The sequence below is a fragment of the Streptomyces sp. SID14478 genome (assembly GCF_010548525.1).
GTDB lineage: Bacteria > Actinomycetota > Actinomycetes > Streptomycetales > Streptomycetaceae > Streptomyces.
The window spans coordinates 21,446-36,110 of the sequence record NZ_JAAGMG010001350.1; the positions used below are offsets into that span (position 1 = coordinate 21,446).

The following is a 14,665-nucleotide window of genomic DNA, read 5'->3' on the forward strand; positions in this document are numbered from 1 at the left end:
CGATACTGTACGCCCTAGGACAACAGTTGTTGTCCACATGGATCTCCCCTTATACGGTGGGAGCATGCCTGAAGTCGACGTCACCCCGCCGCGGGGTGAGGATCATGTCGCGGTGCTCGCCGTTCGCGCTCTCGACGAACTCGTGGGCGGCCTCGAGCCGCATCTCGCATATCCACCGGAACCGGGCACTCGACAGGGCGGTGAGAGTCGGCCCGCGCTGCGGCGCCTGCGCGTCCTGGCTCATCTCGAGAACGCGGTCAAGGAGTTGGAGTGCGCGGCCGCTCGGGAGGCCGCCGAAGCCGGTGCGGGCTACCCGCAGATCGGAGCCGCATCGCGGCTGAGCCGACAGGGCGCACGCCGCCGCTGGCCGGGCCTGATGAATGACAGCGCCAGTCCGTACGCCACCCTCGTTCCCCGGAGCACACAGACATGATCACCACTGCTCGCCCGTACGACGTCCTCCTGGTCGAGGACGACCTGGCGGACGCCATGCTCATCCAGGACGCCTTGGCCGAGCGTGGTGGTGCCCGCAACTTCACCCAGGTCGAGGACGGCCTCGCGGCCCTGGAGTACCTTCGCGACCCCACCCACGCGCAGCCGGACCTCATCGTCCTGGATCTGAACATGCCGCGGATGAACGGCCGGGAGCTGCTGGCCATCCTCAAGGACGACGTCGACCTCAGGGCGATCCCCGTCGTGGTGCTGACCACGTCGGCGGCTCCGGACGACGTCACCGAGGCCTACCGCCGGCATGCGAACGCCTATGTCACCAAGCCCGTGAACCTCGAGGACTTCGAGGAGGCGGTCCGCAGCATCGACGCCTTCTACCTGGACACGGCCGCCAAGCTGCCGAAGGAGTAAGAGCCTCCATCGGGTCCCGCCCCGGGCACAGCGAGTGGATCATCTTTGACCAAAAAGGTACGAGACGGACCGCGGTGCTTACGTTTCGTGACGAGGTGATGAAGCTTGTGAACGAGGTCCGGTGCCGACGGCATGTCCTGTGACCACATGGGTACCGTGGGAAGTTGCCTGACCGCTTCCTGAAGGGTGGTGGGGGTCCGCGCCTGCGGGTCCCATGTGATGTTCTCCTCCACGGCACGCCAGAGCCCCGCCGGGGTACGGGTACCCGGCCTGGCCCGTGATCCGTACCCGATGATGACGGTGGACCGGGCCGGCAGAGTGCTGTCCTGCAACGACAGGGCCGGCGCCCTGTTCCCGGGCGCGCACCGCGGCGTGCCTTTGGCGGACGTGGCTCCCGCCTGGCTCACCGAGGCACATGCGCGGGCCGTCGACGCCGGCCCCGCCGACGTACTCGCCCCGGTCGGCGGGCTCGTCGGGGAACACAGCGTGGAGGCATTCGCCGGCCGGGCCGCGGACGGCGCGGTGTCGTGGTGGCTGGTCGACGACAGCGATCTGCGTTTCGCGCAGGCCGAGTTGAACAGCGAGCGGACTCGCTCCCGGGTCCTCCAAGAGGTCTCCAGCGAGCTCCTCGCCTCACTGAACGTGGAACGTTGCATGGAGGTGACCGCCCGCATGGCCGCAGAGCATCTCGCGGACGCCGCGGTCATCGTGGGCGTCCCCGCCGGCCGGATGTATCCGATCACCCGCTGCAGCACCGGTGGACCGGTGGTGCAGGAGAAACTGGCGCTGAACCCCGAGGCGATGCCGGGCCTCGCGGAGGCACTGCAGGGGTTTCCTCCGGTGCCGTCCCGCTGGATCGACCCGACGCAGATCCCGGGCTGGGCGGTACCCGCCCGGTTCCGCGCCGAGGGCGAACAGATCGGGTCGGTGGTGGTCGTGCCGCTGCCCGGACACGGGCTGCCGGCCGGGGCGATCGTGATGATGCGGCACAGCAGCGAGGCCGCTTTCACCGAGGCCGAGGAGGCGTTCGCGCGACTGTTCGCCGCCCGGGCGGGTGCCGCGCTGTCGGCCGCCCGGATATACGCGGAACAAGCGCACATCACCGAGGTGCTGATGCGCGACCTGCTCCCGCCGACGCTGGACAGCGTGCGCGGTGTCGACTTCTCCGGCCGCTACCGGGCCTCCGCGGCCAGCGAGCGGGTCGGCGGCGACTTCTACGACGTCTACCCCGCCGACCGCGACGACGGCGAGACCTTCGCCGTCCTCGGTGACGTGTGCGGCAAGGGTCTGGAAGCGGCGGTGCTCACCGGCAAGATCCGCAACACCGTCGAGGCGCTCCTGCCGTTCGCAGGCGATCACCTGCGCATGCTCCAACTGCTCAACAACGCGCTGCTGTCCTCGCACCACACGCGATTCGCGACGCTGGCCCTGGCCTCCGTCCGGCGGGACGGCGACCGCGGCGGCGTGCGGCTCAGGGTGACCAGCGCGGGTCACCCGACCCCGCTCGTCGTGCGCGCCGACGGCACGGTCGAGGAAGCGGACACGCGCGGCATGCTGATCGGTGCCCTGCCGACGGACACGCTCAAGGTCACCACGGCGCACGTGGACCTCCAGCCGGGGGAGACGTGCCTGTTGTACTCCGACGGCATCACCGAGGCGCACGGCGGACCACTCGGCGACGTCATGTTCGGTGAGCCGCGCCTGCGCACCGTACTGGCCGGGTGCGCGGGGCTGCCCGCCGAGGCGGTGACGGAACGCGTACAGATGCTCGCCACCCAATGGGTCGACGGCGGTTCCCACGACGACATGGCACTGCTGGCCATTACCGCACCACGCAACAACCACCTCACAGCGGTGGACGGACATACTCGGGGCAGGTTCACTGCATGAGCAACAACACATTGGTGGACGAAGGGAAGCCGACTCTCGACGAGCTGCGCGAGAGACTCTGGCAGCCCGTGATCGACGGTGACGCGGTCCGTGCCCTCTCCTTGGTGCGCGCCGCCTGCGCCCCGGACACCCGGGAGCCCGGCCGGTTGCGGGACATCGCGGAGCGCGTCCTGCTGGACGTCATCGCGCCCACGCAGGAGCGCGTCGGCGTCGAGTGGGCGGCCAACACCATCACCGTCGCGCAGGAGCACGCGGCGACCGCGGTCAACGAACGCTGCGTATCCGCGCTCGCGGACACCTGCGCGGACGCCTTGCCGGCCACTTCCCGAGGCCGGGTGCTGGTGGCCTGTGTCGACGGCGAGTGGCATGCGCTTCCCGCCAGGCTGGTCGCCGAGGTGCTGCGCCTGCGGGGCTGGCACGTGGACTACCTCGGAGCGCAGGTCCCCACCGAGCATCTGGTCTCTCACCTGCACCACACCGGCGCCGAGGCGGTGCTGCTGTCCTCGTCGATCCCCACCCATCTGCCGATCGCGCACGCGGCGATCAGTGCCTGTCAGGCCGCAGGGGTGCCGGTCCTGGCCGGCGGCGCGGCCTTCGGTGAGGGGGGACGCTACGCGCGGGCGATGAAGGCGAAGTGGGCCCCCGACGCACCGGGAGCGGCCGAGGCGCTCGACGAAGGACTGGGCCGCCCGAGCGTCACGGCGGCCCGGCTGCCGGACCTGGACCTGCCGCACCTGAACGACCAGGAATACACGATGGTGCGCCGCACCCGGCGGCAGCTGGTCAAGCAGGCGCTCGCCGACGTCGAAGAGGGCTTTCCCGCCATGCGGGACTACAGCGACTACCAGCGTGAGCGCACCGTCGAGGACATCCATCACATCGTCGCCTACCTGGCCACGGCGCTGTACGTGAACGATGTCGCCCTGTTCACGACCTTCATGGTGTGGACCGCGGGCATCCTCGAAGCCCGCGGAGTGCCCCGGCACAGTCTCTTTCCGGCGCTCGACTCCCTGCTGAACCAGCTCAGCGACTTCCCCCGGGCGACAGCCGTCCTCTCCGGCGCCCGCTCCGCCCTCACCATCCCCGGCCCAGGACGCCCCGCATGACCACTCACCAGGCTCTCCACCTCACCAGCCACCACGCGGACGGCATCGTCACCGTCATGGTCGCGGGGGCCCTGGAGTACGACACCAGCGAAGAATTCTCGCGGCACACCGCGGCCGCGCTCGCCGCACACCCGGACGCCCGCGTCCTGTCCTTGGACTGTGCCGCTCTGACGCACGTCGACTCCATGGGCCTGGCCGCCCTGCTGTCCCTGCGTCGCCGTCTGAGCGCCTCGGGTGCCCGACTGCGCATGGAACAACGCCCCGACAGGCTGGACCGGCTCCTCGACCTGACCGGCACCCGGGACTACCTGCTGGCTGTCCAGGTACGCACGCGCGCGGAGCGCGAGGGGGCCAGGTCGGCGTACTCGGACGACGCCTCCTCCGACGGCTAGGAGTCGGCTCTTTGTTCCGCAATGTCAGAGATGTTCCCGTTTTGGTGATCTCTCACGTGATCCTCCCCCGCGTTGAGCAAATGTCGCTCTACGCCCGTTTGCCGGACGCCACGGCAGGCGGGGGTGGAGGATGCGCCTATGAACCGTGCGGGGGGCCGAGCGTCTCCCATTGCCCTTGTGACCGAATGGTCCTCAATCTTCGTCGTCGTGCTGCAGGGCGCACCCGAGGATGCGGAAGAACTGGAACTGGTCGACCTGGCACTGGAACTCGGCCACTTCACCCGCAAGCCCGTCGTGGTCGACCTGTACGACGTGGGCTTCTTCACCGCGGAGCTGCTCTGCGCACTGCTGCGACCTGCGCGGCAAGGGTGGGATCTGCCATGGCTGGTCGGCCCGCTGAGCGCGACCACCCGCCATCGCCTCGAGATCACCGGCACCGTGGGTGCGTTCTCGGTCTTCGACTCGCTGCCCGAGGCCGAGATCTATGCCCGTAATCTGTAGAGCCACGTGCGTGCTGTGCCTCGTACGTGAACGTCGAGTCGTCCCGGGGATGTGAGATTGCTGGTATGCGTGCGTCGTTGCAGGTTTCCACTCAGGTCGGTCCTGGACAGGCCGTGCTAAGACTGGCCGGAGATTGTGACGAGGACACCGAGCAGAGTCTCGGCGAGTCGTTGACGAAGGTGCTGGCTCAGGCACCGCCGGTCCTGGAGATCGATCTCTCGGGTCTGAACTTCGGTGACTCCTCACTCCTGCACGCGCTCCTGCGCGCCTTGCGCGCCCAGGAGTCCCGTCAAGGGCGCCTGGTGCTGCGCGGCCCGTTGAGTTCAAGGGTGCGGCAGCTGTTCCGCCAGAGCGGCACGATGGGAGTGTTCGAGGACTGCCTCGAAGAGGGTGGGAACGACGGCTCGCGACGGTCTGGGACCACACGAAGTGCAGGTGGATCGGATGTCGGCGAAGTGGCCGAGTCGTGAGGAAGGGAGGGCGTCATGACCGACACGCGTGAGGGCGACGACGTTACGCGCACGTCCTCCGGCCCGGGAGAAGGCCTGTTGCTGCTGTCCGCGGCGCAGGCGCGCGCGCAGGTGCGCGAGGTGATGCGACGCTGCGCCCTGGGCCTCGGTCATGCGACGGTCGCGGAGGAGCGTGTCGCGGACGCGGAGTTGGCCTGCTCGGAACTGCTGGCCAACGCACGTCGGCACGGAGGCGGCCTCACGCACTTCGCGGTCCGGTGCGAGGGCGCGCATGTGGTGGTGGAGGTCGGTGACCTGAGCAGTGACGTGCCGCTGTCCCCACCGCCGGACCGCCTGTCGCCAGGAGGCTTCGGCTGGGCGCTGCTGCAGCGCGTGGCGGCGAAGACGTCCGTACGAGTCCGTCCCGACGGCGGCGGCAAGACCATCACGGCTCATCTGCCCGTGGAGTGACACGGGCAAGGGCCGGACGATTGCGTTGCGTTGATTCCCTCGCCCGGACTTCCCGGTCCTGATTCCTTCGCGTCGATTCCTTCGTACGAGGGACCATGCCTGCGGAAACCAGGGGTACTTCCGCACGGGACGCTGCCGCAGAACCTTTATCATCAAGGTCTGCTGGCATGGATTCAGCGGAGGATCAGTGGAGTTGGAGCAACATTCGGATGCGTTGGTCGTGAAGCGGCGGCAGCACAGGACGGTCCGGCACCGGACGTGCCGCAGAACCGCTCCGCGCCCGGGGCGTCGCAACGATGCGGGGCCGCAGCCGTGACCTATGCACCGCGAGACGACCGGCGCGGCACACGGACTGCGACGATCACCGATTCATGGACCGGGTCGACTCTCGTCGTCACCGTTGCCGGGTCCTTGGAATGGGACACGACGAGTGAGCTCACCACGCGCCTCAAAGGTGCGGAGGACGCCGACTCCTTGATCGTGGATCTGAGCGGCATACTGTGGGCGGACTCGGCGCTGCTGCAGGCACTCATCGACCTGCAGCGTCATCTGCGCCGCCATGACACGGCGCTGATCCTGCGCGGCCCCCTCCATCCCGTTCCACGGCGCCTCTTCGAACTGACCGGGACCGCGGACTACTTCACCTTCGACGGTGGCTGGACCTGACGGGCTCAGAGCCGCCGGTGCGGCCTCGTGCGCGTACGGAACCCGCGCGCAGAGGCGCGTAATGAGGTCGGGGCTGCGTACGGAGGTCCTGTGCCCGCCGTTGAGCGGGAGTCGCGGCACCAGTACGGTCGGAGGCCTCAGATCATCTTTTCGCTCACGGGGAGGGGCCGTGCTCGAAGGCAGGACGGCGGTTGTCACCGGCGGATCCCGAGGGATCGGGCGGGCGGTTGTGGAACGCCTGTGCCGTGACGGGGCGGACGTGGTCTTCAATTACGCCACCAGCGAGGAAGCCGCGGTCGATGTCGTCCGCGGAGTGGAGGCGGCGGGTGGCAAGGTCCGGGCGATACGCCTCGATCTCAAGCAGCCGGACGCACCGGACCAGTTGATGCAGGCCGCCGATGCGCATCTCGGCGGTCTGGACATTTTGGTCAACAACGCGGCCATGGTGCACAGTCCGGTCCCTCTCGCCGAGACCGAGGCGGACGTGTTCGACAGCGTGATGGCCGTCAACACCAGGTCGGTCTTCTTGACGATGCGCTACGCCGCCAGGCACATGCGCGACGGCGGCCGGATCGTGAACATCTCCACCATGAACACCGTGCGTCCGGTGCCCGGCATCGGCCCGTACGCCGCCAGCAAGGGGGCGATCGAACAGCTGAGCGCGGTCGTCGCCCGAGAGCTCGGACCGCGTGGCATCACGGTCAATACCGTCTCTCCCGGAGCGACCGACACCGACATGCTCCGCGGCGCCAACCCGTCACAGGCCCTCGAGACGGTCGCCGGCATGACGCCTCTGCGCCGCCTCGGCGAGCCCTCCGACGTGGCCGACGTCATCGCGTTCCTCGCGGGTCCGGACGGCAGATGGATCAACGGACAGAACCTGCGGGCGACGGGCGGACTCGCCTGAGTCCAGCCCGCAGACCCGGTGCCGGCCGCACGGTCGGGACCGCCGGGTAAATGCCTCGACATCAGGTGTGGTGATCGGGGATATTGCGCGCGATGACAACAATCGACGACACGCCGCCCGCGTGGGACGAGCGCACGCAGCTCACCACGTTTTTGGACTACGCACGCAACACCGCCCTCGCCAAGTGCGAGGGCCTCTCGGCGGAGAACGCCCGCAAGGCGCTTCTGCCGGGCTCACCGCTGATGACGATGAGCGGACTGATCAATCATCTGCGCTGGGTCGAGTACTACTGGTTCCAGGTGATCTTCCTCGGTGAGGAGGACATCGCTCCCATGACGGACGAGGACCCCGACCGGGAGATGCGGATCGCCGTCGACTTCCCGCTCACGCAGTTGCTCGACGAGTACGCCGAACACAGCGCCCGCTACCGCAAGCTGGTCGCCGGGAGCGACCTGGACCAGAAGGCCGTGGGGACCATCCGCGGTGGGATCCACGTCGACCTGCGCTGGATCCTGCTCCACCTCACTGAGGAAACGGCGCGCCACAACGGCCACCTGGACATCCTGCGCGAACTGCTCGACGGCACCACCGGCAGCTGAAATGGGGTTGCCGTAACGCGGACCGCTACGCCGGATGATCTGTTCTCCGCATGCCGCCGGCAGGATCCTCCTGTGGAGATCCTGCCGACGGCATGACGATGGTCGTTCCATAGGGGCTCAGCGCCGATCCTCAGTACGCGCCCGTCCTACGCTGTCGGTCATGTCACCTGAGAACCCGTCGTTCACTGTCGACGACGGCGTCGAGATGCCGGATCCCGCCGCGGGCGAGATCTGGACCGTCGGCGCGGTCATCCTCAACCGGGACGGTCAGGCGTTCGCCCAAAGGCGCAGCCCTGACCGTCGCCTCTTTCCCGATACCTGGGACGTCGTGGGTGGCCACGTCGAGCCGGGGGAGACGGTTCTGGGGGCCCTCGGGCGCGAGGTCGCGGAGGAGACCGGCTGGCGCATGACCCACGTGCGGCGGTTCCTCGGCACCACGACCTGGACGGGCGACGACGGCGGTGGACTCCGGCACGAGGCCGACTATCTGATCGAGGTCGACGGCGACCTGTCCCACCCCATGCTGGAATGGTCCAAACACTCCGAGTGCGACTGGTTCGACGCTGACAACCTCGCGCGTCTCAAAGAGAATCGCAGACCCGGGGAGTTCTTGATCCACGACCTCATCGCCCGGGCCCTCGAAGATCGCGAGGCGTGACGGCCGCCCGACATTGCAGGGTCAGTTCGCCGGCAGGCCGTGGCTCGGCCGTCGCATTCGGCTCAGGTGCGCACCAGCGGCACGGTTCCTGCGCACAGGGCGCAGCGTGTTCCGCGTTGCAGCGGCAAGTTCCAGTCCACGTCGGGCTTGGTCGCGTACGGGGACGACACATCATGCGGAAACCGCTGGGTGTCGATGTCATAGGCATGGACGACGGCGTCGGGTTCGGCCACCTTGGCCAAGCCTCCCTGGTTGTCCGTTTCTATTGCAATCCTCCACTGAGTCATATGCACCGAGTGCTCGCATCCGGCTCTGTCACACCCGGCAGCAGCGACGAGCGCCGATGTGCCAAGGTACGGAGTCATGACATCCCACCGAGTCGACACACACGTGAAGCGGAACGAGCGCACAGCGATAGTCGTGCTGGGCGGCGAGGCCGATCTGCATGCCACGGGGCAGGTCGTCGGAGCGCTGCAGGAGGCACTGCAGGATGAGGACACGGACGCGACGCTGATCGATCTGTCCGGGCTCACCTTCGCCGACAGCGTGCTGCTCAACCAGCTGCTGACCGCACACGCCGACCATGAGGCGAAAGGCAGACCCGTGCTCCTGGCCGGCCCCCTGAACCCTGCTGTCGGGCGCCTCTTTGAAATCACCGGCACGGATGCCGTGCTGCCCTTGGTCGACGACGTGGAGACAGGGCTGCGCCGGCTTCATTGACCGACGACGTCCTTGATCGCCGGCAGCACGCGCCTCACGACGATGCTCCGATCGTGAGGTTCGTGCCGCTCGGGTGTGTGTGGGCCGTGCCGTCGGGCAAGCGAACTGAACGCGCCGTGAAAGCCACGGTGTGCGCAAGGGGAAGGTCGGCCCACCATGAACGCTCCTGTGATGGAAGCGGATCGCGTGACCTGTCCCGAGGCCCGGAATCGGGTCAGGACCGCGCTCGAACCGCTGTGCGCGAAGCTGCCGCCTGCGCAGGCGGAGCGGCTGCGCCAGGACGCCTGCCTGGTGACCAGTGAACTCGTCACGAACGCGATGCTGCACGGGGGCGGCATCGAAGACTTCCATGCGTACCTCGACGGGAAGGTGCTGACCGTGCGCGTGCGTGATCACAGCACCAAGCCGCCGACGCCGCTGCCCCGGGCCCCGGGCAGCGGCGGTGGGTACGGATGGCTCATCATCCGCCGACTCAGCACCCACCTCGACATCCAGCTGGAAGCGCACGGCAAGACCGTCACCGCTGATTTCGATCCGGAGCTGATGCCCGTCTGACACGCCCGCCGCCGGTTTGCCAGGCCCCGGGGTGATCGGCGTAGCCTCCTGGACGGACGGGAAACGGACGGGAAACCGGCCGGTCAGGTCCCGGTGAAAACCGAATTGGATCTTGTGGCATACCCGCCCGAGCAGGGGGTACTTGCGGCTCAGCACGACGCACGGCCTTGAGAACTCAGCAACTCAGTAAGGGGACTTTCCCATGACTACCGTGATGGCACCCGGGCACACGGAGCAGACGGCCTCACGGACAGCGGAGAGCCTGATCGAGCGCGCCTACGCCGATCCGGCATCGATCGCCCCCAAGGACGCCCGCGAGGTGGGCAGGCACTTCTTCGACCGGCTCACGCAGCTCGAAGAGGGCACGCACGAGTACCAGTACGTACGCAACGTCTTGATCGAGATGAACCTCTCCCTCGTGCAGTACGCGGCCTCCCGCTTCAGGCACCGCGGGCCGCAGGAGATGGAGGACATCGTCCAGGTCGGCACGATCGGGCTGATCAAGGCGATCGACCGGTTCGAGCTGACGCGCGAGGTCGAGTTCACCTCCTTCGCCGTGCCCTACATCACCGGTGAGATCAAGCGGTTCTTCCGTGACACCACCTGGGCCGTGCACGTGCCGCGCCGTCTGCAGGAGGCCCGGGTCGAGCTGTCCAAGGCCACCGAAGAACTGCGCAGTCGCCTGGGGCGCACGCCCACGACCCAGGAACTGGCTGACGTGATGCAGCTGCAGCCTGCCGAGGTCGCCGAGGCGCAGAAGGCCGTGAACGGCTACAACGCCGTGTCCCTGGACGCTGCCGTCATGAGCAAGGACGACGAGTCCGACACCGCGCTGGCCGACTTCATCGGCTTCGACGAGGAGCGCTTCGAACTCGTCGAGAACTTCCACGCGTTGGCCCCGCTGATCGCCGATCTCGACGACCGCGACCGCATGATCATCCACCAGCGGTTCGTCGAGGAGCGCACGCAGCAGGAGATCGCCGACACGCTGAACTGCTCCCAGATGCACGTGTCGCGTCTGATCTCCCGCATCCTCAAGAAGCTCCGCACTGCTCTCGTGGACACCGAGTAATCGTCCGAGTAGTCGCCGGGTAGGTCGTCCCCACCCTTACGTTGTGGGGGTCCCCAGCACCACCAGGTGCTGGGGACCCCCACAGTCTTGCGAGCTTCAGCGGGCCTGGGCGATCAACTCGTGGGAGAGATACCAGAGTCGGCGTGCGCCCGCAGGGTCGACGGCGTAGCGGGCGACTCCGTGCAGGGTGCCGGTGCGGTGGTCGACGACCTCGGTCTCGTTGCAGTCGACGAAGTAGCGGCCTCCGACACCTTCGAGCAGGGGTGAGGCGGCGAGGAGCACCGAGGTCGCTGCGCCCTGTTCGACGGACTTGATGAGGTCAGCGGCGACGCGGCCACTGCCACGGCCTTCGGTGTGGCGTTGCAGGTTCGTGTAGATGGCGCCGGGCATCAACGCGTTGGCGGTGATGTTGTCGTCGGCCCAGCGACGTGTGGCCTCCACGGCGAAGAGCACGTTGGCGGTCTTGGACTGGCCGTAGGCGAGCCACGGGTCGTATGGGCGGAAGGCGAAGTCGATGTCGTCCCACACGACCGGCGACCGCTGGTGCCCCGACGAACTCACCGACACCACGCGTGCGTTGCCGTCGGCGGCGAGCGCAGGGTGCAAGCCGGTGGCAAGGGCGAAGTGGCCCAGATGGTTGGTGGCGAACTGCCACTCCCGCCCCTGATCGGTGTGTCGCTCGGGGCAGGCCATGACACCGGCGTTGTTCACCAGGACGTGCAGCGGTCCCTCCCAGGCCGCTGCGAACGCGGCGACCGACGCGAGATCGGTGAGGTCGAGCGGCGCTACGCGCACCGTGTGGTTCCCGGTGGAGGCAGCGATCTCCTTGGCTACGCCTTCGCCGGCTGCCATGTCCCGTACGGCGAGGGTGACCTCCGCACCGGTGGAAGCGAGGGCACGGGCCGTTTCCGCGCCGAGTCCGGAGGAAGCGCCGGTGACGACGGCACGGCGGCCGCTGAGGTCGATGCCTGCGGCCACGTCGGCTGCGGTGCTGCTGAACCCGAACGGGGTGGTGAGGGTGTTCACGGGAAAGCTCCTTGTGCTGTGCTGGAGGGCGCGACTGCGGTGAGGTCGGGGAGTCATGGGGTGAGCAGGCGGTCCTGCTCCGTCGGCGGCGTGCCGGAGTGCCAGTCCAACGCCTCGCCGAAGCGCACCAGTTCGCCGTACAGGGCGGGATCGACGCGCTCGGCGAGAATCAGGTCGAGCACGGCTGCGGCGGCCTGCTCGGGTGACTGGGCGTGGCTGTAGTCCTCGAACCACGGGCGTGAGGTCGCGGTGTCGACCATTCCCGGGCACACGGCGGCCAGCAGAGTGCCGGAGGCCAGATCGCGCTCGCGGCGGTCTGCGGCGACCGCGCGCACGGCGGCGACCTGCGCCACCTTCGACGGCACGTTCAGCCACAGCGGCCATCCCTGTTCCGTGGCCCTCCCGTGGTGGATGGCGCTGCGCCACGACTCGACGGCGTACTCGACCTGGTCGAGGCTCGCCTCGTCGAACAGGCCGTGCAGGCGGGCGTCGAGATGGCCGAGGGTGCCCAGGCTGCTGGCCACGACGAGCAGCCGGCCGCCGGGGCGCAGGAGGGGGCCGAAGGAGCGCAGGACCGCATGCGTGGCGCTGTTCGAGACGTCGATGAACTCGTCGGCACGCGCGGACTGTGAGTCACCGGGCAGCACACGGGCGACCGCGTTGGACACGACGACGTCGACCCCGCCGTGGCGGGCTCGCAGGTCGTCGGCGAGGCGGGCGACGGCGTCGGTGTCCGTGACGTCCAGGACCGCGGCCTCGACGCGGGCCCGGGTGGAGGGCGCATGGGCGACTTCGTGCGCCGCGTCCGTGACCCGTTGGCGGTTGCGGCCGGTGAGCAGGACCAGGTCGTCAGGTCCCATACGGGCGGCGAGCCCTTCGACGAGAGCGCGGCCGAGCCCCTGGTTGGCGCCCGTGACCAGGGCGATGCGGGAAGTGGTCATGCCTCCACGCTAAGAACGACATGTCCATGAGTCCAACGAGATCTCAGCACATGTGGTATGCGTAAACGTCATGGACTTCACCGATGTGTCGCTGACCGCGCTGCGTGTTCTGCACGCCGTGGCCGAGCAGGGGACCTTCACCGCCGCGGCCTCGTCGCTCGGCTATACGCAGTCGGCGGTGTCCCGCCAGATCGCCGCCATCGAGCGTGCGGCGGGCGCGGAACTCCTCGAGCGGCGGCGCGACGGCGTACGGCTCACCGATGCCGGCCGCATCGTCATGCGCCGCGCGGCGACCGTGCTCGACGAGATCGAGGCCACCGCGCGTGAACTGTCGGGTCTGCCGGCGCAGGGTGGGACGGTGCGCCTGGGATGGGTGCCCACGGCGGGCGCCGTCCTGGTGCCAGGGACCCTCGCCGAACTGCGCCGCACGGACCCCGACCTGCGAGTCGTCGGCCGCGAGGGCGGCACCGTCGCGCTCGCCCGCGCGCTGCGCTCCGGCAGCATCGACATGGCCCTGATCGCCTCAGCGCCGCCGTTCCGCGCCCCGGACACCGAGTCACCCCCGCTCGTCCTGCAGACCTTGACCGAACGCGCCCTGCGCCTCGCGATCCCGGCCACCCACCCGCTGGCCCGCGGTGACTACGTGGACGTGGCCGACCTGCGCGGGCAGCGCTGGATCGCCGGGTCCACCTCGGAGGACGACCGGCTCATGGGCGTGTGGCCGGGCCTGGACGAGCGCCCCGACATCGTCCTCACGGCCCGCGACTGGCTGGCCAAGCTCCGCCTCGTCGCCGCCGGCTGCGGGCTGACCACGGTCTCCAGCACACTCGCCCCCGTCGCACCGCCCGGCGTACGCATCCTGCCGGTCCGCGGCGGCCCGCAGGAACGCCGCCGCCTGCTACTGGCCCGCCTTCCCCACCCGCCGGACCCGGCCGTGCGCCGAGTGGCGGAAGTGCTGCGGGCCCATGCACTCGGCCAGCTGTCCGAGTCGGCGGCGTCGGGGGAAGAGGGCTGATCCGCATGAAGAGATTGACGGACGTCCCGGCACGGCCCTCGGGGGACCCGAACTCTGGCGCAGGTTGCGGCGATCGGCTCCTGGGCTAGCCTGCGGGGGTGAGCACGGGACAAGAAGGCCCAGCGGCCGAGAAGTGGTTGGCCGACACCCGGGCGTCCTACGATGCCGACGCCGCCGAATACGCGGACGAGACCCGTAACCTGCTGGCCGAGCTGCCGGCCGAGCGGGACGTCATGGACCACTTCGCCGAACAGGTGCGTGCGCACGGCGGAGGACCCGTCGCGGACGTGGGGTGCGGGCCGGGGAGAATCACCGCCTACCTGAAGAGCCTCGGCGTGGACGCCTTCGGGATCGATCTGTCGCCCCGCATGGTCGAGGTGGCACGGCGTGAGCACCCCGGCCTGCACTTCGAGGTGGGGTCGATGACCCAACTCCAGCTCGCGGACGGCGGGTTGGCAGGCCTGGTCGCCTGGTACTCGATCATCCACGTCCCCGATGACGCGATCGGCGCGGTCCTTGCCGGCTTTCGTCGGGCACTTCGACCCGGTGGCCTGCTGTTGGTGGGGTTCCACGTCGGCGACGCCGCACCGCCCGAGGCGCAGGAGAGCGGCGACAGGTGGCCGGAGTCCTACGTCCGTCGCCGCCGCCCGGATCAGGTGGCTGCCTGGCTCGACGAGGCCGGCTTCACCGCCGAGACCCACCCCACACTCACCTCGGCCGCGCGCACACTCGGCGGAGTACTTTTGGTCCGCCGCTAGCACCTGAGGGCGAGGGTTCACCGGGTCGGTGGTGGGCCTTCACTTCGAGCCGCGTGTAGGCAGAGGCTGCGGCGCAAT

20 protein-coding genes are annotated in these 14,665 nt (G+C 68.9%); 16 read left to right on the forward strand and 4 right to left on the reverse strand.

Annotation, left to right across the window (positions count from 1 at the left end; genetic code table 11):
• Window positions 1–49: 49 nt before the first annotated feature.
• Window positions 50–244: a hypothetical protein gene (locus tag G3I40_RS42810; RefSeq protein WP_164560190.1), complete on the reverse strand. Its 195-nt coding sequence runs from the start codon at window positions 242–244 to the stop codon at window positions 50–52.
• 185 nt (window positions 245–429) lie between these two features.
• Between G3I40_RS42810 and G3I40_RS42815 the strand changes: the two genes are divergently transcribed.
• From G3I40_RS42815 to G3I40_RS42865, 11 genes are all read left to right on the forward strand, one after another.
• Window positions 430–861, forward strand: coding sequence for a response regulator (locus G3I40_RS42815; protein ID WP_164560191.1), 432 nt, complete (start codon window positions 430–432; stop codon window positions 859–861).
• Between the two features lie 219 nt (window positions 862–1,080).
• Entirely contained in the window at window positions 1,081–2,751 is a 1,671-nt protein-coding gene (locus G3I40_RS42820) for a PP2C family protein-serine/threonine phosphatase (RefSeq protein ID WP_239092280.1), read from the forward strand.
• Window positions 2,748–3,857 (forward strand): cobalamin B12-binding domain-containing protein, encoded by a 1,110-nt coding sequence (locus tag G3I40_RS42825; protein ID WP_164560192.1) that lies wholly within the window; start codon window positions 2,748–2,750, stop codon window positions 3,855–3,857. Before G3I40_RS42820 ends, G3I40_RS42825 begins: the two co-directional genes overlap by 4 nt.
• Entirely contained in the window at window positions 3,854–4,249 is a 396-nt protein-coding gene (locus tag G3I40_RS42830) for an STAS domain-containing protein (protein WP_164560193.1), read from the forward strand. Before G3I40_RS42825 ends, G3I40_RS42830 begins: the two co-directional genes overlap by 4 nt.
• Window positions 4,250–4,426: 177 nt before the next feature.
• The gene (locus tag G3I40_RS42835) at window positions 4,427–4,750 is read left to right on the forward strand and encodes a hypothetical protein (protein ID WP_164560194.1); all 324 of its coding nucleotides are present in this window, start codon (window positions 4,427–4,429) and stop codon (window positions 4,748–4,750) included.
• Between the two features lie 65 nt (window positions 4,751–4,815).
• On the forward strand, window positions 4,816–5,220 hold the full coding sequence (locus tag G3I40_RS42840; protein WP_164560195.1) for an STAS domain-containing protein: 405 nt from the start codon (window positions 4,816–4,818) through the stop codon (window positions 5,218–5,220).
• Between the two features lie 15 nt (window positions 5,221–5,235).
• Window positions 5,236–5,670 carry an ATP-binding protein gene (locus G3I40_RS42845; protein ID WP_164560196.1) on the forward strand — a complete coding sequence of 145 codons (435 nt, stop codon included), beginning with the start codon at window positions 5,236–5,238 and terminating at the stop codon, window positions 5,668–5,670.
• A 312-nt stretch (window positions 5,671–5,982) separates the two neighbouring features.
• On the forward strand, window positions 5,983–6,336 hold the full coding sequence (locus G3I40_RS48220; RefSeq protein WP_343245205.1) for an STAS domain-containing protein: 354 nt from the start codon (window positions 5,983–5,985) through the stop codon (window positions 6,334–6,336).
• Between the two features lie 169 nt (window positions 6,337–6,505).
• Window positions 6,506–7,243, forward strand: coding sequence for a glucose 1-dehydrogenase (locus tag G3I40_RS42855; RefSeq protein WP_343245206.1), 738 nt, complete (start codon window positions 6,506–6,508; stop codon window positions 7,241–7,243).
• Between the two features lie 92 nt (window positions 7,244–7,335).
• On the forward strand, window positions 7,336–7,842 hold the full coding sequence (locus tag G3I40_RS42860; protein WP_164560199.1) for a DinB family protein: 507 nt from the start codon (window positions 7,336–7,338) through the stop codon (window positions 7,840–7,842).
• A 160-nt stretch (window positions 7,843–8,002) separates the two neighbouring features.
• Window positions 8,003–8,500 (forward strand): NUDIX domain-containing protein, encoded by a 498-nt coding sequence (locus G3I40_RS42865; protein WP_164560200.1) that lies wholly within the window; start codon window positions 8,003–8,005, stop codon window positions 8,498–8,500.
• A 62-nt stretch (window positions 8,501–8,562) separates the two neighbouring features.
• Here the strand turns inward: G3I40_RS42865 and G3I40_RS42870 are convergent, their stop codons facing one another.
• Entirely contained in the window at window positions 8,563–8,733 is a 171-nt protein-coding gene (locus G3I40_RS42870; RefSeq protein ID WP_164560201.1) for a hypothetical protein, read from the reverse strand.
• Window positions 8,734–8,863: 130 nt separating this feature from the next.
• Between G3I40_RS42870 and G3I40_RS42875 the strand changes: the two genes are divergently transcribed.
• The 3 genes from G3I40_RS42875 (at window position 8,864) to G3I40_RS42885 (ending at window position 10,847) form a co-directional block, all read left to right on the forward strand.
• Window positions 8,864–9,220, forward strand: coding sequence for an STAS domain-containing protein (locus G3I40_RS42875; RefSeq protein WP_164560202.1), 357 nt, complete (start codon window positions 8,864–8,866; stop codon window positions 9,218–9,220).
• Window positions 9,221–9,376: 156 nt separating this feature from the next.
• Window positions 9,377–9,775: an ATP-binding protein gene (locus G3I40_RS42880; protein WP_164560203.1), complete on the forward strand. Its 399-nt coding sequence runs from the start codon at window positions 9,377–9,379 to the stop codon at window positions 9,773–9,775.
• Between the two features lie 202 nt (window positions 9,776–9,977).
• Entirely contained in the window at window positions 9,978–10,847 is an 870-nt protein-coding gene (locus tag G3I40_RS42885) for a SigB/SigF/SigG family RNA polymerase sigma factor (protein ID WP_239092281.1), read from the forward strand.
• A gap of 96 nt (window positions 10,848–10,943) precedes the next feature.
• Here the strand turns inward: G3I40_RS42885 and G3I40_RS42890 are convergent, their stop codons facing one another.
• Together G3I40_RS42890 and G3I40_RS42895 are read right to left on the reverse strand one after the other, a co-directional pair.
• Entirely contained in the window at window positions 10,944–11,873 is a 930-nt protein-coding gene (locus G3I40_RS42890) for an SDR family NAD(P)-dependent oxidoreductase (protein ID WP_164560204.1), read from the reverse strand.
• A gap of 53 nt (window positions 11,874–11,926) precedes the next feature.
• The gene (locus G3I40_RS42895; protein WP_164560205.1) at window positions 11,927–12,814 is read right to left on the reverse strand and encodes an SDR family NAD(P)-dependent oxidoreductase; all 888 of its coding nucleotides are present in this window, start codon (window positions 12,812–12,814) and stop codon (window positions 11,927–11,929) included.
• Window positions 12,815–12,884: 70 nt separating this feature from the next.
• Between G3I40_RS42895 and G3I40_RS42900 the strand changes: the two genes are divergently transcribed.
• Both G3I40_RS42900 and G3I40_RS42905 read left to right on the forward strand, forming a co-directional pair.
• Entirely contained in the window at window positions 12,885–13,829 is a 945-nt protein-coding gene (locus tag G3I40_RS42900) for a LysR family transcriptional regulator (protein WP_164560206.1), read from the forward strand.
• 98 nt (window positions 13,830–13,927) lie between these two features.
• On the forward strand, window positions 13,928–14,587 hold the full coding sequence (locus tag G3I40_RS42905) for a class I SAM-dependent methyltransferase (RefSeq protein WP_164560207.1): 660 nt from the start codon (window positions 13,928–13,930) through the stop codon (window positions 14,585–14,587).
• Window positions 14,588–14,665: the final 78 nt, after the last annotated feature.

Coding starts and splice junctions, on each gene's coding strand:
- G3I40_RS42810 (WP_164560190.1), bottom strand. CDS start 244: ATGAGCCAGGACGCGCAGGCGCCGCAGCGCGGGCCGACTCTCACCGCC.
- G3I40_RS42815 (WP_164560191.1), top strand. CDS start 430: ATGATCACCACTGCTCGCCCGTACGACGTCCTCCTGGTCGAGGACGAC.
- G3I40_RS42820 (WP_239092280.1), top strand. CDS start 1,081: ATGTTCTCCTCCACGGCACGCCAGAGCCCCGCCGGGGTACGGGTACCC.
- G3I40_RS42825 (WP_164560192.1), top strand. CDS start 2,748: ATGAGCAACAACACATTGGTGGACGAAGGGAAGCCGACTCTCGACGAG.
- G3I40_RS42830 (WP_164560193.1), top strand. CDS start 3,854: ATGACCACTCACCAGGCTCTCCACCTCACCAGCCACCACGCGGACGGC.
- G3I40_RS42840 (WP_164560195.1), top strand. CDS start 4,816: ATGCGTGCGTCGTTGCAGGTTTCCACTCAGGTCGGTCCTGGACAGGCC.
- G3I40_RS42845 (WP_164560196.1), top strand. CDS start 5,236: ATGACCGACACGCGTGAGGGCGACGACGTTACGCGCACGTCCTCCGGC.
- G3I40_RS42860 (WP_164560199.1), top strand. CDS start 7,336: ATGACAACAATCGACGACACGCCGCCCGCGTGGGACGAGCGCACGCAG.
- G3I40_RS42865 (WP_164560200.1), top strand. CDS start 8,003: ATGTCACCTGAGAACCCGTCGTTCACTGTCGACGACGGCGTCGAGATG.
- G3I40_RS42875 (WP_164560202.1), top strand. CDS start 8,864: ATGACATCCCACCGAGTCGACACACACGTGAAGCGGAACGAGCGCACA.
- G3I40_RS42880 (WP_164560203.1), top strand. CDS start 9,377: ATGAACGCTCCTGTGATGGAAGCGGATCGCGTGACCTGTCCCGAGGCC.
- G3I40_RS42885 (WP_239092281.1), top strand. CDS start 9,978: ATGACTACCGTGATGGCACCCGGGCACACGGAGCAGACGGCCTCACGG.
- G3I40_RS42895 (WP_164560205.1), bottom strand. CDS start 12,814: ATGACCACTTCCCGCATCGCCCTGGTCACGGGCGCCAACCAGGGGCTC.
- G3I40_RS42900 (WP_164560206.1), top strand. CDS start 12,885: ATGGACTTCACCGATGTGTCGCTGACCGCGCTGCGTGTTCTGCACGCC.